The sequence below is a fragment of the Duganella sp. CF458 genome, from assembly GCF_900113115.1.
GTDB lineage: Bacteria > Pseudomonadota > Gammaproteobacteria > Burkholderiales > Burkholderiaceae_D > Rugamonas.
Window position 1 is genome coordinate 331305 of sequence record NZ_FOOF01000002.1, and the last position, 22779, is coordinate 354083.

21 protein-coding genes are annotated in these 22779 nt (G+C 63.6%); 14 read left to right on the plus strand and 7 right to left on the minus strand.

The genetic code is table 11. From position 1 onward, the window contains the following. On the minus strand, nt 1-1428 hold the full coding sequence (locus tag BM269_RS04740) for a MocR-like pyridoxine biosynthesis transcription factor PdxR (protein WP_090435989.1): 1428 nt from the start codon (nt 1426-1428) through the stop codon (nt 1-3). 80 nt (nt 1429-1508) lie between these two features. On the opposite strand from BM269_RS04740, the gene BM269_RS04745 reads away from it, so the two are divergent. Both BM269_RS04745 and dsbD read left to right on the plus strand, forming a co-directional pair. Then, complete coding sequence (locus BM269_RS04745; protein ID WP_090435870.1) at nt 1509-2507, plus strand: redoxin family protein; 999 nt, start codon at nt 1509-1511, stop codon at nt 2505-2507. Beyond that, nucleotides 2504-3964: a protein-disulfide reductase DsbD gene (dsbD, locus tag BM269_RS04750; protein ID WP_090435871.1), complete on the plus strand. Its 1461-nt coding sequence runs from the start codon at nt 2504-2506 to the stop codon at nt 3962-3964. The genes BM269_RS04745 and dsbD overlap by 4 nt, the downstream gene beginning before the upstream one ends. 1 nt (nt 3965) lies before the next feature. Here the strand turns inward: dsbD and BM269_RS04755 are convergent, their stop codons facing one another. Continuing rightward, nucleotides 3966-4451: an asparaginase domain-containing protein gene (locus BM269_RS04755; RefSeq protein ID WP_090435872.1), complete on the minus strand. Its 486-nt coding sequence runs from the start codon at nt 4449-4451 to the stop codon at nt 3966-3968. A 115-nt stretch (nt 4452-4566) separates the two neighbouring features. On the opposite strand from BM269_RS04755, the gene BM269_RS04760 reads away from it, so the two are divergent. Next, nucleotides 4567-5346, plus strand: coding sequence for an L-asparaginase (locus BM269_RS04760; RefSeq protein ID WP_090435873.1), 780 nt, complete (start codon nt 4567-4569; stop codon nt 5344-5346). A 51-nt stretch (nt 5347-5397) separates the two neighbouring features. On the opposite strand, the gene BM269_RS04765 is transcribed toward BM269_RS04760, so the two are convergent. Next, nucleotides 5398-6348: a D-2-hydroxyacid dehydrogenase family protein gene (locus BM269_RS04765; RefSeq protein ID WP_090435874.1), complete on the minus strand. Its 951-nt coding sequence runs from the start codon at nt 6346-6348 to the stop codon at nt 5398-5400. 347 nt (nt 6349-6695) lie between these two features. Here BM269_RS04765 and BM269_RS04770 point away from each other — a divergent pair, with 347 nt between their 5' ends. Next, nucleotides 6696-8558 (plus strand): phosphoenolpyruvate carboxykinase (GTP), encoded by a 1863-nt coding sequence (locus tag BM269_RS04770; RefSeq protein WP_090435875.1) that lies wholly within the window; start codon nt 6696-6698, stop codon nt 8556-8558. A 45-nt stretch (nt 8559-8603) separates the two neighbouring features. Here the strand turns inward: BM269_RS04770 and BM269_RS04775 are convergent, their stop codons facing one another. Continuing rightward, nucleotides 8604-9083: a hypothetical protein gene (locus BM269_RS04775; RefSeq protein WP_090435876.1), complete on the minus strand. Its 480-nt coding sequence runs from the start codon at nt 9081-9083 to the stop codon at nt 8604-8606. A 97-nt stretch (nt 9084-9180) separates the two neighbouring features. Here BM269_RS04775 and BM269_RS04780 point away from each other — a divergent pair, with 97 nt between their 5' ends. The 6 genes from BM269_RS04780 to BM269_RS04800 all read left to right on the plus strand — a co-directional run bounded on the left by BM269_RS04780 (nt 9181) and on the right by BM269_RS04800 (nt 14443). Continuing rightward, a complete protein-coding gene (locus BM269_RS04780) occupies nt 9181-9444 on the plus strand; it encodes a PAAR domain-containing protein (RefSeq protein WP_090435877.1) in 264 nt (87 codons plus the stop codon). 52 nt (nt 9445-9496) lie between these two features. Further along, complete coding sequence (locus BM269_RS04785) at nt 9497-9964, plus strand: hypothetical protein (RefSeq protein WP_139232662.1); 468 nt, start codon at nt 9497-9499, stop codon at nt 9962-9964. Nucleotides 9965-10203: 239 nt separating this feature from the next. Then, nucleotides 10204-11412: an RtcB family protein gene (locus BM269_RS04790; protein WP_090435879.1), complete on the plus strand. Its 1209-nt coding sequence runs from the start codon at nt 10204-10206 to the stop codon at nt 11410-11412. A 4-nt stretch (nt 11413-11416) separates the two neighbouring features. Then, nucleotides 11417-11563 carry a hypothetical protein gene (locus BM269_RS29370; protein WP_170860278.1) on the plus strand — a complete coding sequence of 49 codons (147 nt, stop codon included), beginning with the start codon at nt 11417-11419 and terminating at the stop codon, nt 11561-11563. A 4-nt stretch (nt 11564-11567) separates the two neighbouring features. Further along, nucleotides 11568-12641: an AAA family ATPase gene (locus BM269_RS04795; protein ID WP_090435880.1), complete on the plus strand. Its 1074-nt coding sequence runs from the start codon at nt 11568-11570 to the stop codon at nt 12639-12641. Beyond that, nucleotides 12638-14443: a vWA domain-containing protein gene (locus tag BM269_RS04800; protein ID WP_090435881.1), complete on the plus strand. Its 1806-nt coding sequence runs from the start codon at nt 12638-12640 to the stop codon at nt 14441-14443. Before BM269_RS04795 ends, BM269_RS04800 begins: the two co-directional genes overlap by 4 nt. On the opposite strand, the gene BM269_RS04805 is transcribed toward BM269_RS04800, so the two are convergent. Next, nucleotides 14444-15169: a DUF6624 domain-containing protein gene (locus BM269_RS04805; RefSeq protein WP_090435882.1), complete on the minus strand. Its 726-nt coding sequence runs from the start codon at nt 15167-15169 to the stop codon at nt 14444-14446. 93 nt (nt 15170-15262) lie between these two features. Here BM269_RS04805 and BM269_RS04810 point away from each other — a divergent pair, with 93 nt between their 5' ends. The 3 genes from BM269_RS04810 to BM269_RS04820 all read left to right on the plus strand — a co-directional run bounded on the left by BM269_RS04810 (nt 15263) and on the right by BM269_RS04820 (nt 16750). Next, entirely contained in the window at nt 15263-15526 is a 264-nt protein-coding gene (locus BM269_RS04810) for a hypothetical protein (RefSeq protein WP_090435883.1), read from the plus strand. A 268-nt stretch (nt 15527-15794) separates the two neighbouring features. Beyond that, nucleotides 15795-16241, plus strand: coding sequence for a GNAT family N-acetyltransferase (locus BM269_RS04815; RefSeq protein ID WP_090435884.1), 447 nt, complete (start codon nt 15795-15797; stop codon nt 16239-16241). 20 nt (nt 16242-16261) lie between these two features. Next, nucleotides 16262-16750, plus strand: coding sequence for a GNAT family N-acetyltransferase (locus tag BM269_RS04820; RefSeq protein WP_090435885.1), 489 nt, complete (start codon nt 16262-16264; stop codon nt 16748-16750). Here the strand turns inward: BM269_RS04820 and BM269_RS04825 are convergent. Both BM269_RS04825 and BM269_RS04830 read right to left on the minus strand, forming a co-directional pair. After that, entirely contained in the window at nt 16744-19263 is a 2520-nt protein-coding gene (locus tag BM269_RS04825) for a pre-peptidase C-terminal domain-containing protein (RefSeq protein WP_139232663.1), read from the minus strand. The two genes, BM269_RS04820 and BM269_RS04825, sit on opposite strands and share 7 nt — an antisense overlap. 90 nt (nt 19264-19353) lie before the next feature. Then, entirely contained in the window at nt 19354-21867 is a 2514-nt protein-coding gene (locus tag BM269_RS04830) for a pre-peptidase C-terminal domain-containing protein (protein ID WP_090435887.1), read from the minus strand. 120 nt (nt 21868-21987) lie between these two features. On the opposite strand from BM269_RS04830, the gene BM269_RS04835 reads away from it, so the two are divergent. Beyond that, nucleotides 21988-22605 (plus strand): TetR/AcrR family transcriptional regulator, encoded by a 618-nt coding sequence (locus BM269_RS04835; protein ID WP_090435888.1) that lies wholly within the window; start codon nt 21988-21990, stop codon nt 22603-22605. The last annotated feature ends 174 nt before the right edge of the window (nt 22606-22779 follow it).

Consider the following 22779-nt stretch of genomic DNA (forward strand, 5'->3'; position numbering starts at 1 on the left):
CTACGTCCGCGTGAGCGCCAGCAGGCGTTCGCAATAGCCCGGGGCCGTGTCTTCGGGCACATTGGTCACCCCAAGCAGCAGCCCGCCGTTGGCGGGCTCTGCCCCGGCATACCATCCCGACAAGGCGGATGGCGCCATGCCCAGGCTGCGCGCCCGCGCCGCCACTTCCACATCACTGGCGTGCTGCGGCAATTGCAGCAGCACGCCCAGCGCCGCCGGCGCATGGACCGCACCCAAACGATCGAGCGCAGCACCCAATGCGCTCCTGCGTTCCTGGTACAGCCGCTTCATATGGCGCAAATGGCGCAGGTAGGCGCCGCTATGCAGGAATTCCGCGACCGCCAGTTGCACCACCGGCGGCGGAGCGCTGCCGCAGGTGGAAGCAGTTTGCGCCAGCAAGTCCGCCAGCTCCGGCGGCGCCACCAGGAAACCCACCCGCAGTGACGGCGTCAGCGTCTTGCTGAACGTGCCAAGGTGAAGCACGCGGCCGTAGCGGTCCTGCGAGGCCAGCGCCGGTGCAGCGCGGCCCTGCGGCTGCAATTCGCCCAGGTAATCGTCCTCGATGACCCAGGCGCCGGCCTGCATCGCCCACTCCAGCAAAGCCTGGCGCCTGCGCAGCGACAAGGTCACGCCGAGCGGCGCCTGCTGGCCCGGCGTGACCACCGCCAGCTTGGCGTGCGGCGCTTGCCGCATGCCGGCCGCCACGTCCAACCCCTCGGGATCGACTGGCACAGGAACGAGATGGAGGCCTGCCGCCGCGAGCGCATCGCGGGTGGCCATATACCCCGGTTGTTCGATCCACGCCTGTTCGCCTTTCAATCCTAGCGCCCGCAGGACCAGGCCGAGCGCCCCGGCGTAGCCGTTGCAGACCAACACCTGCCCGGGCGTGCAATCAAGCCCGCGCGCCACGCACAGGTAAGCGGCGATCTCTGCGCGCAAGGCATACTCGCCACGCGGATCGGGATAGGAGAGCGGCAGCGCCGCTGCCGTGCGCGCCGCCCTGCCCATCACGCGCGACCAGGTCTTGAAGGGAAAGGCATCCTGCGCCGGGACCCCGACCTGGAAAGGACTGGTGCCGACGGCCCGGCCGGGGAAGGCTTGCACGACTTCCAGCGCCGCCGCGCCGTGCGCCGTACGGGCGGCCTCGCTGCCTTGCCGGCCCGCGACTGCCGCCGGAGCGCCCGCGTAGACGAAGGTGCCGGCCGCGCCGGCGGTGTAGACCAGTTGCTCATCGCGCAGCCGCTCATAAGCTTGCCGCACCGTGCCTCGCGCCACGCCCAATTGCGCCGCCAGGTCGTGCCAGGATGGCAGCCGCGCTTGAGGGGCCAGCCGCCCATCGCCGATCGCGCCGCGCAGGCCGAGGAAGATCTGGTCCGCCAGCGTGGCGGCGGCCTTGCGGTCGATGGAGAGGTCAAGCGAATGGTACATAAATCCAGTGCATTCTTGCGTCTTTTGGGTGAACCAAGGCAAAGGTACCATGGTTTTCATACCAATCCACGAAAGTCATCATGTTCAAGCCCCTGATCGCCGCACTGCTAATGAGCCTTTCCACCGTCCCCGCCCATGCCGACGAAGCAGGCAGCGGCGCCAGCCGCGCCAGGCTGGCCGGCAAGGCGCTGGTAGGCCAGCCAGGTCCCGCCGCCGTACTGCAAACGATTGACGGACAACGCATCGACCTCGCCTCGTTCTACGGCAAAAAGCCGGTCTACCTCAAATTCTGGGCCACATGGTGCGTGCCCTGCCGCGAGCAGATGCCCGCGTTCGAGAAGTCCTTCCAGCAGTACGGCGACAAGCTGGCCGTGGTCGCGGTCAATGCCGGCTACAGCGACACGGAGGCGGAAGTGAAGAATTACCGCGCCCGGTCCGGCCTGCACATGCCCATCGTCATCGATGACGGTGCGCTGGCGGCCAGCCTGAACCTGCGCGTCACGCCCCAGCACATTGTGATTGGCCGCGACGGCCGCATCCGGCACGTCGGCCATTTGCATGACAAGGAACTCGAGAAAGCGCTGTACAACGCCGTGAACGAACGCGCGGTCGCGGCTCCCCTGGCGCTGGCGCCCGCCGCAGCGGCTGCGCGGGCGCCCCTGAAAGTCGGCGACCTCGCGCAAGGCCTGCCGCTGCCCGCGGCGCAGGGCAAACCACGCGCCCTGATGTTCTTCTCGCCCTGGTGCGAATCCTACCTGCGCGAAAGCCGTCCAGCGATTGCACAGGCCTGCCAACGCGTGCGCGAAGAAGCTCAAGCATTGGCCGCAACGCCGGGCATCGAATGGATGGCGGTGGCCTCGCCGGTATGGTCGTCGGACAAGGAAGTCGCCGAATTCGCGCGCAGCAAGAAGTCGCGCATGGCCATGCGGCTGGACCAGGACGGCGCGCTGTTCAATGCCTTCGGCATCCGCCAGATTCCCAGCATCGTCCTGCTCGACCGGCAAGGCCGCGTGGCACGCGTGATGGGCCCCGAAGAACGCGGCCTGGCGCAGGCCGTGCAAGCCTTGCAGGTGCAATGATGCGGCGCCTGTTGCTGGCGCTGCTGCTCGCAGCGCTCGGGCTGGCGCGGGCGGTGGCGCAAGACTTCCTCGAGCCGGAAGCGGCCTTCCGCTTCTCCGCGCGAATGGCAGATGGCGGCACTGCGGAAGTCAGTTTCGAGATCGCCGACGGCTATTACATGTATCGCGACCGTTTTCGCTTCAGCGCGGACGGGGCCAGGCTGGGTGCGCCCGAACTGGCGCCGGGAAAAGTGAAGTTCGACCAAGCCTTCGGCAAGGAAATGGAGACCTACCGCCGCCGCGTTACCGTGCGCGTGCCGGTGCAGGGAGAAGGTCCGTTCGTGCTGCGCGTGACGAGCCAGGGCTGCGCCGATGCGGGCCTGTGCTACGCGCCGATGGATTCGGGAATCACGCTGGAAGCGGCAGCTCCGCTGGCGCAAGCGCTGCAGGGCGGCCGTTTGCTCACGATCGTGCCCTTGTTCCTGCTGCTCGGCCTCGGCCTGGCCTTCACGCCCTGCGTACTGCCGATGGTTCCCATCCTGTCTTCGATCATCGTCGGCGACAGTGCGAAGCCAAGCCGCAAGCGCGGCCTGCTGCTGTCGGGCACCTATTCTCTCGGCATGGCACTGGTGTACACCGCTTTCGGCATTGCAGCCGGACTGGCAGGCGAAGGGCTGGCCGCTTCACTGCAAAAACCGTGGGTGATCGGCGCGTTTGCATTGCTGCTTTCCGCGCTGGCGTTCTCGATGTTCGGCCTCTATGAACTGCAATTGCCGGCAGCCCTGCAATCGCGCCTGGCCGGCAGCGCCAACCGCCGCAAAGCCGGCAGGCTGGCTGGCGTGTTCGGCATGGGTGCCATTTCCGCATTGATGGTTGGCCCCTGCGTGGCCGCGCCGCTGGCGGGTGCGCTGGTCTACCTCAGCCAGACGCGCGACGTGCTGGTCGGCGGCAGCGCCCTGTTCGCGATGGCGGCCGGCATGAGCGTACCGTTGGTGCTGGTCGGTGTATCCGCAGGCAGTCTGCTGCCGCGGGCAGGCGCTTGGATGGTGTGGGTCAAGCGTGGATTCGGCGCCGTGCTGCTGGCGCTGGCCGCGTGGATGGCGTTGCCGCTGCTGCCGAACCGCCACGTCTCCGCGCTACCGTTCAAGCGCGTCGCCAATGTGCAGCAGCTCGAAGCCGAACTGGCAAAAGGCCGTCCCGTCATGCTCGACTTCTACGCCGACTGGTGCGTGTCATGCAAGGAGATGGAGAAGTTCACCTTCAGCGCTGCGCCGGTGAAGGCCGCGCTGGAAGGCGCGGTACTGCTGCAAGCCGACGTCACGGCCAACAGCGAGGAAGACAAGGCCCTGCTGAAACGCCATGGCCTGTTTGGACCGCCCGCCATCATCCTGTTCGATGGCGAGGGCAAGGAGCGCGCGCGCGTGATCGGCTACCAGGACACCGCGCGCTTCCAGCAAACGCTGGCGAAATTCAGATAATTCAGAGCGGCTGGAACACGCCAGCCGCTTTGTTCTTCTGCACGTTATCCCACCCGAAGATCTGGCCGTTCATCGCCACGTACACGCCGGGCGGCAGCACTTGCGCCACGCCGCAGGCAAAACCCATGTTGAAGAAGGCGTCCGAGTTATCGATCTCGTAAGGGATCATGGCGCCGGTGAAGACGATGGTCTTGTCCTTGATCGCCGGGCCCAGGACGGCCGCGGTTTGCGGCATGGTATCGGTGCCGTGCACGATCACGATGGCTTTTTCGGACGCAGCCTGGCAAGCGGCCAGCACGCGCTGGCGATCGGCATCGACCATGTCCAGCGAATCGAGCAGCGACACGACTTCCAGCTCGCAAGGCGTAGTGATGCGGGCGCGCTTGATCGCGGCGGGCAGGTGACTTTCGGCGAAAGCCAGGGTGCCATTCAGTTCGTTATAGTGCTTGTCGAAAGTGCCGCCGGTGGCGATGATGCGCAGGGTCATGATGAATTAAAATGAAATCGATGAATGGCGTGCATGATAGCCGAAAAAGTTTGCCGCTCCCGGCTGGCATTCCGCCGAACAGTTGACTACACTGGGTTTTTTGCCCGGCAAGACCATGAAAGCGCTCGCACCAGGAACCGTGATTTTCCACCGCTACCGCGGGTATGGCGTCATCACGGCTGTGAATTTGCTGACAGGCTGGATTTCCGCCCGGTTTGGCAATGAATCGCGCACGCTCGACCTGAACCTCTCCACCGACGAAGTGCAGTTTGCCGACGGCGAAGCGATCCTGTTCCGCCGCGCCCCGCCCGACCGCATGCCGCACGCACGGCTGATGGCCGTGGTGCGCGAGTTGCACCAGGCCGGCTACCAGAAGTTATACCTGTACTCCTGGCCCAAGGCATCCGGACTGCATTGGCGCTGGCACCTGTTCACCGGACCGCGCGACTGGATGCAGCGCTCCTGGCGCGAAGGCTGGTACGGCTCCGGCGCCGACTATATTTTCAATCCCGTGATGGGCTGGGGCGACCAGCCCGGCGCCACGACGGAAGAACTGGTGCACGCGCTGGCCAGATTCGACCCGCAAGGCTTAGCGCAAGCGCTCGGCCGCGACGAAGACCACACCGAATGGTTCGCCCGCGTGTGCGACGCCCTGCTCCCCGGCTACATGTACAGCCTCGACATGCAGCGCCCCAGCGGCGCCCCGTTAACCGACATGCCCGCCGTGCCGGTGATGCCCGTGCGCGCCAACCTCCCGCCTTACGGCGGCGAGCCAATCAGCTGGCCCCCGGGCTGGGCCGGCCTCTGGAGCAAAGTCCACGCCATGCCCCCACAGCCCAGCCTGTGTCCCACCATGGGGTCACACCCTAAATGGGACACGGACCCAGCCGTGTAGCGCTTCAGCTCGTGTCCCGAATCGGGTGTGACCCCATGGTGGGACACGGGCTCAGCCGTTGATGTGCTTGACCAGGTTCAGGAAGGCGTGGCGGAAGTAGAGCTCGTAACTGGCCTTCTCGACGTAGCCGAGGTGCGGGGTGCACAGTACGTTCGGCATGCGCAGCAGCGGTGAATTTTCCGGCAGCGGTTCGGTTTCGAAGACGTCCAGCGCTGCGTAGCCGGGATGGCCGGACTTCAGCGCTGCTTCCAATGCGCCGGCTGCAAGCAGCTCGGCGCGGCTGACGTTGACGAACAGCGCATCGCGCTTCATGCGCGCCAGGTCTTCGGCGGTGACGATGCCGCGCGTGCCGTCGGCCAGGCGCAGGTGCAGCGACAGCACATCCGCTTCCGCAAAGAAGGCTGCGCGTGAAGCGGCTGCCTCGTAGCCATCGGCCACCGCAGCTGCGCGGCTCGGCTCGCTACCCCACACGATCACGCGCATGCCAAACGCCTTCGCGTAACCGGCGACCAGCTTGCCGATCTTGCCATAGCCCCAGATCGCCATCGTGCTTCCCGCCAGCACCAGGCCCAGCGTGTTGTGCTGGTGGCTGATCGACACCTGTTGCCACTGCCCGTCGCGCAGCTTGCCCGCGTACTGGAACAGCTTGCGCCGGGCGGCCATCACCAGGGCCCAGGTCAGCTCGGCCGGCGCGGTCGGCGAACCCATGCCTTCCAGCACGGTGATGCCAAGCTCGCGGCACGCGTCCATATCGACATGGCCGCTCACCTTGCCGGTCTGCGAAATCAATTTCAAATTAGGCAGCCTGGATAGCAAGGCGCGGTTGAACGCCGTGCGTTCGCGGATCAGCACCAGGGCTTCAAAGGGGGCCAGGCGGGCCACCAGCTGCCCCATGCCGCGCACGGAATTGTTGAAAACCTTGACCTCGTGGCCATCCAGAAGCTTGAAGCATTCCAGGCCACGAGTTGCATCCTGGTAATCATCGAGAATCGCAATTTTCATGTCAGTTAGCAGATTTTGTGATGAAAATGGTAGGGAAATAACAGGTTTGTGAATATCTCGAATAGCCTACTACTTTAGTCGGGCAATATTCCTACATTTTTGTCGGAAGCGCCGGGACGCAGGTGTACAATCGGCCCAATTCAAGGAGCCCGACCAGGCTCCAGCAGCATATGTTCCAGCGCCTGAGCACACCCCCGCCAGACGCTAGCGCCCTCGAGTAATCGGGCGCATCGACAGAACCGCCGTATTTCGCCGAAGCATTAGATCTTCCGCGCAAGCTAAAAGCTGACGACGATTCCTGCCGTGCCGGGACAAGACAGAATTCTTTATTGGCATTGGAGGTACTTATGAATCAGCCCGTTATGGGAGGCGTTGCAACTATGAACGCACCAGCTTACATCAAACAGCAAAAACTGATCAATTGGGTGGCGGAAGTCGCCGCATTGACCAAGCCTGCCCGCATCTACTGGTGCGACGGCTCGGTGGAAGAATACGACCGCCTGTGCGCTGAAATGGTTGCCGCCGGCACCATGAAAAAGCTGAACGCTGAAAAGCGTCCAAACTCCTACCTGGCTTGCTCCGACCCGACCGACGTCGCCCGCGTTGAAGATCGCACCTTCATCTGCTCGCAGACCCAGGAAGCGGCCGGCCCGACCAACAACTGGATGGACCCGCAGGAAATGCGCGGCACCCTGAACGGCCTGTTCGACGGCTGCATGGCCGGCCGTACCATGTACGTGGTGCCGTTTTCGATGGGCCCGCTGGGTTCGCCGATCGCCCACATCGGCGTGGAACTGTCCGACTCCCCATACGTCGCCGTCAACATGCGCACCATGACCCGCATGGGCAAGGCCGTGTACGACGTGCTGGGTACCGATGGCGAGTTCGTGCCGGCGATCCACACCGTCGGCAAGCCGCTGGCTGCCGGCGAAAAAGATGTGCCATGGCCATGCAACGCCACCAAGTACATCGTGCACTTCCCGGAGACCCGCGAAATCTGGTCCTACGGTTCCGGTTACGGCGGCAACGCGCTGCTGGGCAAGAAGTGCTTCGCGCTGCGTATCGCTTCCACCATGGGCTACAACGACGCCAAGAATGGCGGCGAGGGCTGGCTGGCGGAACACATGCTGATCCTGGGCGTCGAATCCCCGGAAGGCAAGAAGCACTACGTGGCTGCCGCCTTCCCATCGGCTTGCGGCAAGACCAACTTCGCCATGCTGATCCCGCCGAAGACCTTCGACGGCTGGAAAGTCACCACCATCGGCGACGACATCGCCTGGATCAAGCCGGGCAAGGATGGCCGCCTGTACGCGATCAACCCTGAAGCCGGTTACTTCGGCGTGGCTCCGGGCACCAACACCAAGACCAACTCGAACTGCATGTCCTGCCTGAACGAGAACACCATTTTCACCAACGTCGCGCTGACCGACGACGGCGATGTATGGTGGGAAGGCCTGACCAAGGAAGCGCCTGCGCACCTGGTCGACTGGCAGGGCAAGGACTGGACCCCGGCGTCCGGCACCAAGGCTTCGCACCCGAACGCACGCTTCACCGTGTCCGCCGAGCAGAACCCGGTGATCGACCCGGCATGGAACGATCCGGCCGGCGTGCCGATCTCGGCCTTCATCTTCGGCGGCCGCCGTTCCACCACGGTGCCGCTGGTGACGGAAGCGCGCAACTGGATCGAAGGCGTGTACATGGCTGCGACCATGGGCTCCGAAACCACCGCTGCAGCCGCCGGCCAGCAGGGCGTGGTGCGCCGTGACCCGTTCGCCATGCTGCCGTTCATGGGCTACAACATGAGCGACTACTTCCAGCACTGGCTGGACATGGGCAAGCGCTTGGAAGGCAAGGGCGCCACCCTGCCCAAGATCTTCTGCGTCAACTGGTTCCGCACCGACGAAAACGGCCACTTCGTATGGCCTGGCTTCGGCGACAATATGCGCGTGCTGAAGTGGATGCTGGAACGCGTTGAAGGCAACGGCGGCGGCATCGAAAACATCTTCGGCACCACCCCGCGCTACGGTGACATCTCCTGGGACGGCCTGCCATTCACCGCCGAAGAGTTCGAAACCATCACTTCGATCGACAAGGACGCATGGCGCGCCGAACTGAAACTGCACGCTGAACTGTTCGAAAAGCTGGCCTACCACCTGCCGCAAGAGCTGAAGGACAATATGGTCAAGCTGGAGCAGCGCCTGAACGGCTAAGCTTTATCGCTTCGGAAAAAACGCGTCCCACGGGGCGCGTTTTTTTTATTCCCTGCTCGCTGTCGACCAATCCGGACGCTTCTCGACCGGCACTTCGGCCTGGTCGAAGCTGTCGACCTCTTTCATGGTGCGCACCTCATACAGCGTTTCCATTCCGGAGAAATGCAGGCCGCCGCAATCGGTGGCGACGTGCGAGCCGTCCTTCCAGAACCAGTATTCGCGAATAATCAGCCCACACTTGCTGGAGCGCGTGCGGCCGGCGTGATAGACATGCAGCTCGGTGGGCCACTTCCTGCCATCGGCAGCGAAATACGAAAGCACCAGCCAGGCCGCGGACTCGCCATCGGGCGAGAGCCGGACGTCATCGGCCCGCCGGTGCGTCGTCAACTTGATGTCCTTGCCGGACGCAGTCACGACATGGACGTTGTTTGCCTTGTCGGCATAAGCCTTGGCCAAGCTTCCCGCGCAGGCGGTGGAACACCCGGCGACAAGCGCAATGGCGAACGCAAAGCGGTGATACGGCATCTCCTGCCTCCCCATTCTCCGGCCACATATTGTGCGCGGGCAATTTTCTCAATCAGTTAGTATTATCGCAATAATGATGAGAGTGCGGTGAAATCATATGGCAGGAGAAATTATCCGTCTGGGCGATACCACAAGCCATAACGGTACGGTGCTGGAAGGCTCGATGCAGGACATCTGCCACGGCAAGCCGATCGCCTATGTCGGGCACAAGGTCCATTGTCCGAAGTGCAAAGGCGATTACCCGATTGTCGAAGGGGCGATGGCCACCACCTTCTACGGCAAGGGCGTGGCACTGGCCGGGATGAAGACTTCCTGCGGTGCTACCCTGATTCCCAGTCAGTTCACCGACACCGTTGAATAAACGGCGCACAGGTCACCCGGTGATGATCACAGCTCGACGATTGAGCGCTTGTTTGGAACTTGCCGGAGCACTCCTGTTTGGAGCACTTGCACCTGCCAATGCCGAAACAACAGTAGCAACGTTGGTTGGTCATTATTCGAACCAGGTATGGAGCGATGGCGACGATCCACATGCATTATCCGGTTACTTCGTCAGCCTGTACAAGCAAGACGGCACTCTTTTCGGGAATATCGGTATCGCCATTGGCTCCGCGGAGCCGGCACAGGCAAAGGTGTATGACATTACCCTGAACGAGAAAGATGGGAAGATCTCATTCAAGGCAGACTACTCCCGGGGCATCGAACATCGCAAAGGCCTCCCTCCTGAGGGCCGGGATGCAAAGAGAATTCTGACCTTCTCTGGAAAACTGAAACCTCGCGGGCTTCAAGGTGAGTTCATCGAGCAGGATGGCTACGCACCATTCTCAATCGTCGCAAGAGAGAAATCAGTCTTGACCGGGTTTGCTAAAGATTTTTCTTGACACGCGATTTGTCTTGGGCGCAGAATCGCGTCCACTGATTTTTTACCAACCCGAATTTTTCGAAAGGACGACCATGCCACGTACGGCTATCAACAATCTGCAAATGAGATAGCCCCGCAGCGCGCGCGCTCGGGGCAGGCAATCAAGCCACCCGAGCCGGTCGTTCTTCCAACACGAACCCCGGCCAGGAAACTCGCCGGGGTTTTTGTTTCTACAGCCCCGGCATAACGAAAGACGTTATGCCAATTCATAAAAGCCTGCACAAAGGCTTGGTGCCTGTGCACATCTATACGGATGACATTGATCATTCGGCCATCCAGCAACTGCTGAATATTTCGAACCTGTCCATCGTGCATCCGCACGTGGCAGCCATGCCCGACGTGCACGCCGGCATCGGCGCCACCGTCGGCAGCGTGATCCCGACACGCGGCGCAATCATCCCTGCCGCAGTCGGCGTCGACATCGGCTGCGGCATGAATGCCGTGCGCACCACGCTGACTGCCAGCCAGTTGCCCGACAACCTGGCGCGCGTGCGCAGTGCGATCGAAACGCTGGTGCCGGTCGGTTTCGAACAGCACGCCTTCGACAAGGTGCGCGGTTCCGCCCACGCCCGCGTCGGGCGTCCGCTGAACGACCGCCTGGACCGTATCGTGGCGCGCCACAAGGGCATCATGAAGATGCAGCATAAGTTCGCGCAGACCTGGATCTGCCAGCTTGGCACCCTGGGCGGCGGCAACCACTTCATCGAACTGTGTATCGATGAAGAGCAACGCGTGTGGATCATGCTGCATTCGGGCTCGCGCGGCATCGGCAATGTCATCGGGCGCTACTTCATCTCCGCTGCACGCAAGGAGATGATGCGGCACAAGGTGAACCTGCCGGACCGCGACCTGTCCTATTTCAGCGAGGGTTCGGAACTGTTCGACGACTATGTGGAGGCGGTGGACTGGGCCCAGGATTACGCCATGCTGAACCGGCGCGAAATGATGCGCCGCGTGGTGGCGGCACTGGAGCCGCATGTCCCGCCGTTCAAGCTCGATGGCGAAGCGATCAACTGCCACCACAACTATGTGGCGCACGAATCGCACTTCGGCCACAAGCTGTACGTCACCCGCAAGGGCGCCATCTCGGCGCGCGAAGGCGAGCTGGGGATCATCCCCGGCAGCATGGGTGCCCGCAGCTACATCGTGCGCGGCAAGGGCAGCGAGGAATCGTTCTGCTCCTGCTCGCATGGCGCCGGGCGGCGCATGAGCCGCAGCGAGGCGAAGCGCAAGTTCAACCGTTTCGACCTGGCCGAACAGACGCAGGGCATCGAATGCCGCAAGGATGGTGGCGTGGTGGATGAAATCCCCGCCGCCTACAAAGACATTGACCAGGTCATGGCACACCAGTCCGACCTGGTCGACATCGTGCACACGCTGAAGCAAGTCGTGTGCGTGAAAGGATAAGACAATGAAGGTAACCATCAAACTACCGAAGCCGCGCAACCCGCTGGCCGTGCTGGCACGCCAGCGCAAGGCCGGCGGCCACCAGCGTGTCGAACAATCGCGGCGCGCGCTGAAGCAGCAACTGCGCCGCCAGCTGGCACGGGAGGAGTGAGCCGATGCAATCAGCAATCATGTTGAACCAGCAGCAGGCGATCGACTTCCTGCTGCACGTCGCGATTACCCGTCCGGTGTTCATGTGGGGCCCGCCGGGCATCGGCAAGAGTGCCTTGGTGCGCCGCTTTGCTGAGGCTGTTGGCATGGAGTGCGTCTCCCTGCTGGGCAGCCAGCTCGCGCCGGAAGACCTGCTGGGCATCCCGCAGATCGACGGCAAGTGCTCGCGCTTCTTCCCGCCTGCGAACATCGTGCGCGACGAGCCTTTCGTGCTGTTCCTGGACGAACTGAACGCATCGTCGCATGAAATCCAGAAGGCGTTCTATTCGCTGATCCTGGACCAGCGCATCGGCGAATACAGCCTGCCGAAAGGGACCATCGTGATCGGCGCGGGCAACCGCGCCAAGGATGCCGCCATCGTCAAGCCGATGCCCTCCGCACTGGTGAACCGCATGGTGCACATCCACCTGCGCTCCGACCATCGCCAATGGCTGGAGTGGGCAAAGGGCGAGGGCGGCATCCACCCATGGGTGCTGGAATATGTCCAGCTGCGTCCCGACCACCTGTGGAGCGAGCCGCCCAAGCACGAGGAGCCGTTCTCGACGCCGCGCAGCTGGCATATGCTGTCCGATGCCCTGCATTCGTTCGGCGAAGATACCGGCGACGATATGGTGGATGCATTGGCCTACGGCCTGCTGTCGCCAACCCATGCAGGCAACTTCAAGGGCTTCCTCAAACAGCTGCGCCACAAGCACGGCCTGCATGCCATCATCAAGGGCGAACAGCACTGGCCGGATGCGCCGGCGGACCGTGACGTGCTGTACTTCCTCGCGCAATCGTTCCGCGCCCACCTGCTGAAGGAGTTGCCGGAGGAAGAGTCGTCCGTACGCGGCGCGCACCATGCCTTGTCGATGCGCGCCAAGGATATGCTGCGCGACCTGGCGCGCATCAGCGTCGAGATTGCGCAATCGCTGCTCGGCGAAGATGCACAAGGACGCCGCCTGCCTGCGTGGTTCCTGGTCGAAGTGGCGCGCGATTTGCCGCGGCTGGCCGGCCGCAGCCAGAAGGAAACTGCATGAGCAGGGACAGGAAGCCCGACCCTGCGGCGGCGGCGCGGCAGGCCGGGATTGCCCAGGTGCTGGCGCATCCTGTGCTGGGCGCTGTCGCAGGGCGGGTCGAGTTTCGCGCCGATCCGGCGCATCAGATGGTCCCCGCCAAGGGCTGGCTCGCCTTGTCGCCGGGCGGCACGGTATGGCTGCATCCGAAACGGCGCGCGCGGCCGGAGCAATGGGCGCGCGTCGTTGGCATTGTTCTTTCCTGTCTTGGGCTTGGACTGGTGCGGCGCCGTGAACCGGTGGGCTTGTGGGAAGTAGCGGCGCTGGTGACGGCATCGCGCTTTTGCGCAGAACTCAAGCTCGGCGAATTGCCGGAAGAGTGGCGTCTGCCGGAATGCCCTGACGCCAGCGTGGAAACCTTGCTGCAGCGCTTTTGCAGCGACGGCTGTCCCGCGCCGCTGCTGGCCTGGCATGCGGATATCGCCGGCGGCGAATCGCTGTTCGTGGCGCTCGACGAGAAGCCGGTGGCATGGCGGCGCCAGACGCCAACGCCCTGGCACGAAATGCTGGCCGACGGCATTGCACGCGGCGTTGGCAGGGCGTTGGCCATTGCCGGCGGCGCAGCTGCGGAGCAGGCAGCCAAGCCGCATAGCCGCGAGCACCGCGCACGGCGGCGCATGATGGATCGTTATCCCTTGCTGGGCGCGTTGGCAGCCAGCTTCGACCTGGAGAACGATATCCGCATCTGCCAGCAGTACGATATCCGTGTCGCCGCCATTGATGTCGGCGCCCGCCGCATCTGGATCAATCCGGCGGCGGGCCTGAACGACGATGAAACCCTGTTTGTCCTGGCCCACGAATTGCTGCACGCAGGCCTGAATCACGCGTCGCGCCGGCGCGGGCGCGACCCTGTGCTGTGGAATGTCGCCTGCGATTTCGCCATCAATAGCTGGCTGCTCGAGATGCAGGTAGGATCGCCGCCCGCCATCGGCATGCTGTACGACCCCGGCCTGGCCGGGCAATCCGCCGATGAAATCTACGACGGGCTGGCGCGCGATATGCGCCGTGCACGCAAATTGGCGACGCTGCGAGGCGCCGGCCAGCCCGACTTGCTGGGCGAAGATAGCGGCACGCAGTTCACCGACGCAGAGGAGTATTGCCGTCGCGCGCTGGCACAAGGCATGGACCGCTGGGAGCACGATGGCCGCCGGGGCACCGTGCCTGCCGGACTGCTGGAAGAAATCCGCAGCCTGGCGCAGCCGCCCATTCCCTGGGATGCGCGTCTGGCGCACTGGTTCGATGAACGCTTTCCCCCGCTTGACATGCGGCGCAGCTATGCGCGGCCTTCGCGCAGGCAGGGGGCGACGCCGCATATCCCCCGGCCGATGCTGTGCAAGCCTCCTGAGGAGGAGCGCAAGAGCCGCGTGTTCGGCGTGCTGCTTGACACTTCGGGATCGATGGAGCCGGCCATGCTGGGCAAGGCGCTTGGCGCCATCGCCAGTTATGCCATGGCACGCGACGTGATCGCCGTGCGGCTGGTGTGCTGCGATGCCATGGCGTATGACTGCGGCTGGGTCGAACCGGAAAACCTGCTGGAGCGCTTCACCTTGCGCGGCCGCGGCGGAACCGTCCTGCAGCCTGGTTTCGACCATCTGCGCGATTTGGCGCAGCAAGGCGAAATGCCGGCACATGGCCCGGTGCTGGTCGTGACGGACGGCTGGTGCGAAGACAAGCTGGACACCCGCATGGACCACGCCTACCTGCTGGCCGATGGACGCCGCCTGCCGTTTACCCCGCGCGGAGAAGTCTTCTATATTACGGACTAGCTATTGACCGGAGCTGACCGGCATCGGCGGCAACCCCATCATCTTGCGACGGATATTGAGTGCGTTTTCGTCCTCGATCACGGCCGGCTTGCTGCCGGCGAGCTGGGTGCCGTAGCGCTGCGGCAGGCCCTTGGCGACGCGCAGCCGGTCTTCGGCCTGCGCCAATTGCGAACCTGGCACGTCGTTCTGCACCTGTGCCTCGCGCAGGGCCGGCAGGAGGGCCTCCAGCTCTTTCTCGGGAGTGCGCATCAGGACAGTGAAAGCATTCTGCGACAGCTCGGGTCCGGCGAAGCGGGCGCCCGGCCAGCCATGGGACGCGACAATGGTCTTCAGCCGCGCCAGCTCCTTGCGGTCGCGCGCCGCATCGCGCTTGCCAGGAGCACCCATGCTTTCCAGCGCACGGATCGCGGCCAGCTCGCGGGCATCGAGCACCTTGCGCTTGATGACGATTTCCTCGCCGACGATGGTGGTGGCAGCGCCGCCAGTGCCACCGCTGCGGATGGTGACCCGCACATTGCCGCGTGCATGGGTGGTGCCGCGGCTCTCCTGCTCGACCTGGTTTGCCTCGACCTGCACGGTGTGCTGCTGGCCGACCGGCAGCATGATGCGCGCAACTTCCTTGCCGGCCGCCAGCGTCTGCACGCTGATGCGGCTAGGCTCAGCCGCGCCGGCCAGCCCATGCCAGGCCAGCAGCAGCGGTAGTGCAAGCTTGTAGACGTTCATCATGGACTGACGGTAGCAAACCTGCGCGAACAGTGGAGCACGCGTGAGTCGGCATCAGCATCTGGTTCCAAAGCATGGCGTGCTTTCCTGCTGGGCTTGAAGGCAGACCTGGCGCGGGACACCAAGCAACTGCACTGGCTTCCGGCAGCCTACCGTGAATCCGACACCGATTTCCGCTACCTGGCCGAACTCGATCCCAAAGCAAGCCCGGACGGGGAAAAGTTCGAACCTGCCTGGACCATGATCAATTCGAATCGCTTCTTCGCTGTTCCGCAGCTGTATGAGCGCTATGCCAGCGCGGCCAAGCTCAGCGAAAAGATCATCCAGCGCATCGATGTCCTGTACAAGAATGCCGAGTGAATATTTATACAAAGTTTTTCTTGACACTACATTCGCGTAGAGCGCAGAATCAGCGCTCGTTAGTTTTATAACCCAGATTAAGAAAGGACAGCCATGCGCAATTTCGCTATCAACTGCATTAAGCACACCAGATAGCCCTGATGCGCGTGCGCTCGGGGCCTCTGGCAAATTGCCACCCCCCGAGCCGGACGTCCTACGACAAAACCCCGGTAAGGATACTTGCCGGGGTTTTTGTTTTTTGGTCCCCGGCGCAAGAAGGAAAGGAATCATGGAGATCCAACTCAAAGCTGTCACCCGGCAGAACTTCGACGACATCACCGACTTGCGGCTGCTGGACCACCAACGCGATTACGTCGCCAGCAACGCCTACTCGATCGCGCAAGCCAGCTTTTACCCTGAGATGCAAGCGCGTGCCATCTACGCCGGCGGCGAGCTGGTTGGCTTCCTGATGTATGTCGACCTGAACCTGGAGGGCCAGCCCGGCGAATTCGGGGTCTGGCGCCTGATGGTGGACCTCCCGCACCAGGGCAAAGGTTACGGCCGCCAGGCGCTGCACATGGCGCTGGCCGAAATCCGGGCGCGCGGCGGTGTGCGCAAGATCTGGATCAGCTACCAGCCGGACAACAACAGGGCCAAGGAACTATACGCCAGCATGGGTTTCGTCGAGACGGACATCGACGAGGATGGCGAGATGAATGCAGTACTAGAGCTGTAACGAAGAAGAAGGAGTCATGAATGAGACCATACCAACGCTTCCTGAGGAAATGGATCACCACCAACCTGCACGTGGTCACCAAGGAGAATTTCGCCAACATCGCCGAACTGGAACTGCATGATCACCAGCAGGACCATGCGGCGGACACCATGTATGCGATAGCAGAAGCCAGCTTCCACCCGAACTACCATTGCCGCGCGATAGCCGACAAGGACGGCGTGGTGGGCTTCCTGATGTACGCCGCTCCCGGCGCCGAGGATGAAGCGGGCGATTACGCGATCTACCACCTGATGGTGGACCGCCGCTTCCAGGGCAGGGGCCATGGCCGCCGCGCAGTCGACCTGGCGCTGGCCGAGATCCAGAAGCACGGGGATGTGCAGCGCATCTGGACCAGCTACCGTCCCGACAACGCCGTGGCGAAGGAGCTCTACGCCGCCTGCAGCTTCACTGAGGCGGGCGTAGAGGAAGACGGCGAGATGTACGCCGTCTGGAGTCCCGATCCTTACTGAGTAAAGGTCAGGGTGTAGGCGCCGGAGCGGCCCGAGTAGTAGCTGGTCGCTTCGATGGTGTAATTGCCCCATGCACCCGCCGGCAGCGTATAGCTGATGCGCGAGTTGGTGCCGCCACCGCCATCGTCGTTCGAGCTGATCACATTGCCGGAACCGTCGCGCAGGTAGAGATAGGCATCAAAGCTCGACGAAGCCAGGGTGATGGTCACGACGCGGCCAGGCAGCACAGCGAAGGTGTAGCGGTCGGTGTAATAACCGGTGCCGCGCGCGCCCACCGGGCAGGTCGACGACTGCAGGTTGCCGCTTACCGCTTCCCCGCTGGTGATCGGCTTGCTGCAGACGGTGGGCTGGGTGGTGCCCTGCTGGTTCAGGCTCAACGGCAAGGCCAGGCCGCTGCCGCTGAGAGTGGCGGTGGCATTGCGGGCGGTGCCGGAATTGGCGCTGACCGAGTAGGTGATGCTGCCGTTGCCGGTGCCGCTGGTGGCGCTCGTGATGCTCATCCAGCTTGGCACGCCGGCCAGGCTCCAGTTGCAGCTCGCCGGCGCCAGCACCGTGAAGTTGCCGCTGGTGCCGGCAGCCGGGAAATTGCTGCTGGATGGCGTCACGCTCCAGGTGGCGCATGCGGAACCAGTCTGGCTCAGTTTTGCCATGCCGACCGCGTCGGGGTTGGACGCCAACATGTAGTCGCTGCGATCGGCGCCGGTATTGGGCGCGATGTTGAGGCTGAAACTACCGTTGCCGGTGCCTGATGCACCGGAGGTGACGCTGACCCAGGTGACAGGCACCGCCAGCGCCCACTTGCAGCTTGGCGCAGCGGTAATGGTGCCGGTCGTGCTGCCGCCCGCAGCAGTGAACGATGCGCTGCTCAAGCTGATGACGGGAGCGCTCGGGCAAAGCTTGCGGGCATCCTGGGTAAAGGTGAACGTGGTGGCGTAGCCCATCGAAGTGACCTGGCCGGAGCCGCTGCGCGAAGCAGTGGTGTCCGGGTTGGCGGCAACCGAGTAAGGAATGCTGCCGTTGCCGCTGCCGCTGGTCGCGCCGGTGGCGGTGATGAAGCTTGGCATCGAGGCGACGTTCCATGGGCAGCTGGCGGCTGCGAAAACGCTGAGCGAACCGCTGCCGCCGGAGCCGCTGACCGTCGTGGTGGTCGGCGATACCACCGGCGCCGATGGGCAGTTGGCGGAAGCCACCTGCGTGACGGTGATGGATTCATTCCCCAACAGGAACGACGCGCTGCGCGACGCGCCGGTCAGGTTGGTGGTGGTGTTGAAGACCACCGCGACCGAGCCGCCGGCCGGCATTTGCTGCGGGTTGGTGCCGGCAATGGTCAACCAATCCGGCAGGTTGGCCGCCTCGAAGCGGCAGCCGGGTGCCGCATTGACTGTAAAGCTGACCGTACCGGCATCGCCGCCAGCAGTCTGCGTGCGGACCGGCACGGTGGTGACCTGGCCGGCGCAAGCCTGCTCCCAGATTGCCGCATAGGACGTCGCGTCATTCTGGGCGGCGCCGCCGGCGATCAGGACATTGCCGTCAGGTAAACGCGTCAGGGTGCTGTCACGCGCGGTGGTGCGTTGCGGGCCGCTCATGTTCCAGGTGCCGGTGGCAGCCTGGTAGCGCATCAACTGGCGGTTGTAGTCCGCGGTGAAGATGATATCGCCGCTTGGCAGCACGCTGGCGTTGGTTGGCTCGAATGCCGTCGGCATGTTGGCTGCAGGCGTAAACACGCCCGTGGCCGGATCGTACAGCTCGGTACTGTTGTGCGACCATTCGCGGCGGCCGCCCGCAACAAGGACCTTGCCGTCCGCCAGCACTACGGGCTGGATGGTCTGGCGCTGCTCGTTCATCTGTCCGGTGGCGGTCCACAGGTTCGTGGCGGGATCCCACAGCTCGGCGTTGCGGCTGTAGGTGCTGTTCGCGAAACCGCCCATCTTCAGCACCCGGCCGTCAGGCAGCAGGACCAGCCCGGAGCCGTTCGGACGCTCCAGCATATTGCCCGTCTTGGTAAACAGTCCGGTAGCTGGATCGTAGATGTCCGCCTGGTAGGCGCTGGCGTTTGACTTGTCCGTGATCATGACGCGGCCGTCCGACAGCAGGATTCCCACCGTGTCGTAACGGGATACGTTCATATTGCCGGTAGCAGTCCACTGGCCGGACGCCGGGTCGTAAATTTCGGCGGTATTGGTAAAGGTGCTGGCCGGCGTCATGCCGCCCGCGACCAGGATACGGCCATCCTGCAGCGTGACTGCCGCGTGCTGCCGGCGTGCGGTCAGCATCGGGGCCGCCGGTGTGAATTGGCCGGTGGCCGGATCGTAGATCTCGGTGCTGGCGTGGATCGGATTGCCTGGCCTGGATGTGCCGCCGGACAGCAGTAAACGGCCGTCAGGCAGTGCGTTCGCCTTGTGCAGCATGCGCGGCGCGGTCATGGCGCCAGTGGAAGTCTGCGCTTGTGCGGACAGGGTGGCGCAAGCCAGCAGGGTGGCGGCGGCAAGGTGACGCATTGGTGTTGGGTACAAAACTTTTCTCCTCAGAATATTTCTGGTGCACAACTGTATATAAGTTTATAAAAGAGTCAATTAAAAAGAATAACGAAAGATTCAGTATTCTTAGTGGGAGACAGACAGCACGTAGGCACCGCTCCGGTAGGCAGCGGTACTGGTCGCCTCGATGGTGTAGGTCCCCGAAGTCGGTAGCGTGTAGCTGATGCGCGAATTGGTGCCGCCGGCGCCGTCATCGTCCGACCGCAGCACGTTACCGCCGGCATCGCGCAGATAGAGGTAGGCATTGAAGGTAGCCGAGCTCATCGTGATGGTGGCAAGCTTGCCTGCAACGCCGGTAAAGCTATAGCGATCGGTGTAGTAGCTTGCGCCGCGCGCGCCTGCCGGACAGCCTGACGCTTGCAGGAAGCCGTTGGCCGGTACGCCGCTGTCGATCGGTGTTTCGCAGCCGGCAGGGGGCGGCACGCCTTCCTGGTTCAGCCTGATCGACTGGGTCGGCCCCGAGCCGGTCATGGAGAGCATGGCGTTGCGCGCATAGCCGGAATTTGCCGCGATCGAATAGCTGATGGAGCCGTTGCCGCTGCCGCTGCCGGCACTGGTGAGGTTGAGCCAGCTTGGCAGGCCCGCAAGGCGCCAGCTGCAGCTGGCCGGGGCCGTGATGGTCAAGCTTCCGGTCGCGCCGCCCACGGGCGTGTTGACGACTGCGGGGTTGACGCTCCAGTTCACGCAAGGATTTGCCGATTGGCTCAGGTAGAAGCTCGATGTGAAGCCTGGTCCGGTAAGCTGGCCGTTGCCGCTGCGGAAGGCAGCGGGATTGGCGCTGGCGGTGATCGAAAACACGCCGTTGCCGGTACCTGCACCGCCGGCGGTGAGCCTGGCAAACGGTGGCAGCGTGCCGACGTTCCAAGGGCAACTTGGGGCGGCGTTGACCGTGGCAGTGATGGTGCCGCCGGCAGCCGGGAACGCGCTGCTGCTCAAGCTGACCTTCGGCGTGGTCGGACACTGTGCGGGGCCATCCTGGGTAATGGTGAAGCTGCTGGATTGGCCGAGGGCAGTGACCTGGCCGGAGCCGCTGCGCGAGGTACTGTTCGGGCTATTGGTCGGGACGGACCAGGTAAAGCTGCCATTGCCCTTGCCGCCGGCCCCCGAGGTGACGGTTGCGAAGCTTGGCAGGCCGCCGATGCTCCAGGAGCAGGTGGCCGGCGCCGTCACATAAGCGGTGCCGGTGCCGCCCAGATAGCCGACCTTGATGCTGTAGGGCGAAACGTAGGGCATGCTCGGGCAGCTGGTCGAAGCCTCTTGCGTCAGCTCCACGCGCCAGTTGGCCAGGTAAAAGACAGCGGTACGCTCGGCGCCGCTCATATTGGCGCCGGCCGTAAGACCGACGGCGGATGTCCCTTTGTCTGTGATGGAAAGTGTGTTGGCCGGATCGGACGCCAGCCAGGCTGGCAGGTTGGCCGCTTCAAAACGGCAACCGGCGGGGCCGCTCACAACAATGCCGGCCGAGCCGCCATCCGCATAGACTTTTCTGGAAGTGACATCCAGCGTCAAGTCCTGGCCGGCGCAAGCCTGGTCAAGCACCGCCGCATAGCTGGTAGCGTCGTTCTGTTCGGCGCCCCCTGCCAGCAGCAGGCTGCCGTCGGGCAGGCGGGTGGCAATGCTTTCGCGCGCAGGGCCACGTTTTGGGCCGGCGAGGCTCCAGCTGGCGCTGGCGGGCTGGTATTGCAGCAGATGGCGTGCAATCGGGTCGGTGAACACGATATTGCCGTTGCCCAGCACGGTACTGCTGTCCGGCGAGAAGGCGACCGGCATGACGTTGCCAGGGCTGAATTCGCCGGTGGCGGGATCGAAGATTTCAGAGGTGTCGAGCTGCATCGAATTGCGGCCGCCTGCCACCAGCACTTTACCGTCGGGCAGCAGCACCGGCTGGATATCCTGGCGTTCTGCCGCCATCTGTCCCGTGGCGCTCCATTCGTTGGTGGCCGGGTCCCAGATTTCCGCATTGCGGCTGAACTTTCCCTCCCAGGTATAACCGCCCATTTTCAGTACGCGGCCGTCCGCCAGCACCACCATGCCGTGACCGCTGGTCGTCTCGACCATATTGCCCGACTTGCTGAAGCTGCCTTTGACTGGATCGAAAATCTCGGCATGGTGTCCGGTCGTATCGCGGGCGGCGACCATGACGCGGCCGTCGGGCAGCAGGCGCGCCATGGTGCGGGAGTAAGCGGTGTTCATCTGCGCGGTGGCCGTCCACTTTCCGGTGGCGGGATCGAAGATCTCCGCGAAACTGGAGCCGGTGCTGCTGGAGGTCATGCCGCCCGCCGCCAGGACGCGCCCATCCTTGAGGGCGACCGCAGCGTGTTCGCGTTTGGCGACCAGCATCGGTGCCATCGGCATGAAGCTGCCGGTGGACGGGTCATAGACCTCGGTACTTGCCAGCGCCGCTGCGGACGGGCTGCTTGTTCCGCCGGTGACCAGGATGCGACCATCGGCCAGGGTGCTGGCCTGATGGAACATGCGCGGGGTAGTCATGGCGCCGGTCGTGACCTGGGCTTGGACACCCATGCCGGCGCAAGCCAAAAGCGAGGCTGCGGCAATATGGCGCAGGCGGAACTGTTGCATGATTTCTCCAGTAGATGATATTTCCAGACCGCAACTGTAATCATGTTTGCAAAATAGTCAACTCAAAATACCAAGCAGATATCGCTTGTTATTTCGCACAGGTGTGCTAAAGTTCCGCCCATGGACACCCTGACCGCAAAAAGCGAAGCGACCTTTGCCGCCATCCTCGACTCCGCCATGGAAATGGCGGCGGCGGAAGGCATCGGCAAGCTGTCGCTGGGCGAGATCGCCAAGCGCACCGGCATCAGCAAGAGCGGGGTGTTTTCGCGCGTCGGCTCGCTGGAGCAATTGCAATGCGCGGTGCTGGATGAATACGACCGCCGCTTTGCGGCGGAAGTCTTCATGCCTTCGCTGTCGCTGCCGCGCGGCTTGCCGCGGCTGCAGGCCCAGGTAGCGGCCTGGTTCCAGCGCGCGGCCGACGAGGCGCTGCGCACTTCCTGCCTGTACACGGCGGGCGCTTTCGAGTTTGACGATTACCAAGGCAGCGCGGTACGCGACCGCCTGGCGCAAGGCGCACTGGCATGGCGCGCTTCGCTGCGCAAGACCATCCTGCAGGCGATGGAAGCCGGCCAGCTTAGGCCGGACACCGAGCCCGAGCAACTGGTGTTCGAGATTTACAGCCTGGTGGTGGGCCTGCTGCACGATGCCCGCTTCCTGCGTGACGAGCAGTCGCCGCGCCATGCGCAGCGTGCGTTCAACCGCCTGATTTCGACGTACAAGAGCTTCAACGATTTGTGATTTTGGGTTGCCGCGGGTTCGCCTGCGGCCTTTTTTTAAGCAAGCTTCGCACGGGTGTGCGAAATTGGAGATGAAAATGCGATTCCTACTTTTACTGGTGCCCGTCGGCATCTACTTCATGAGCCATAGCAGTCTGTGGGGCATCCTGCGCGGACTGCCGAAGAACAATAGCGA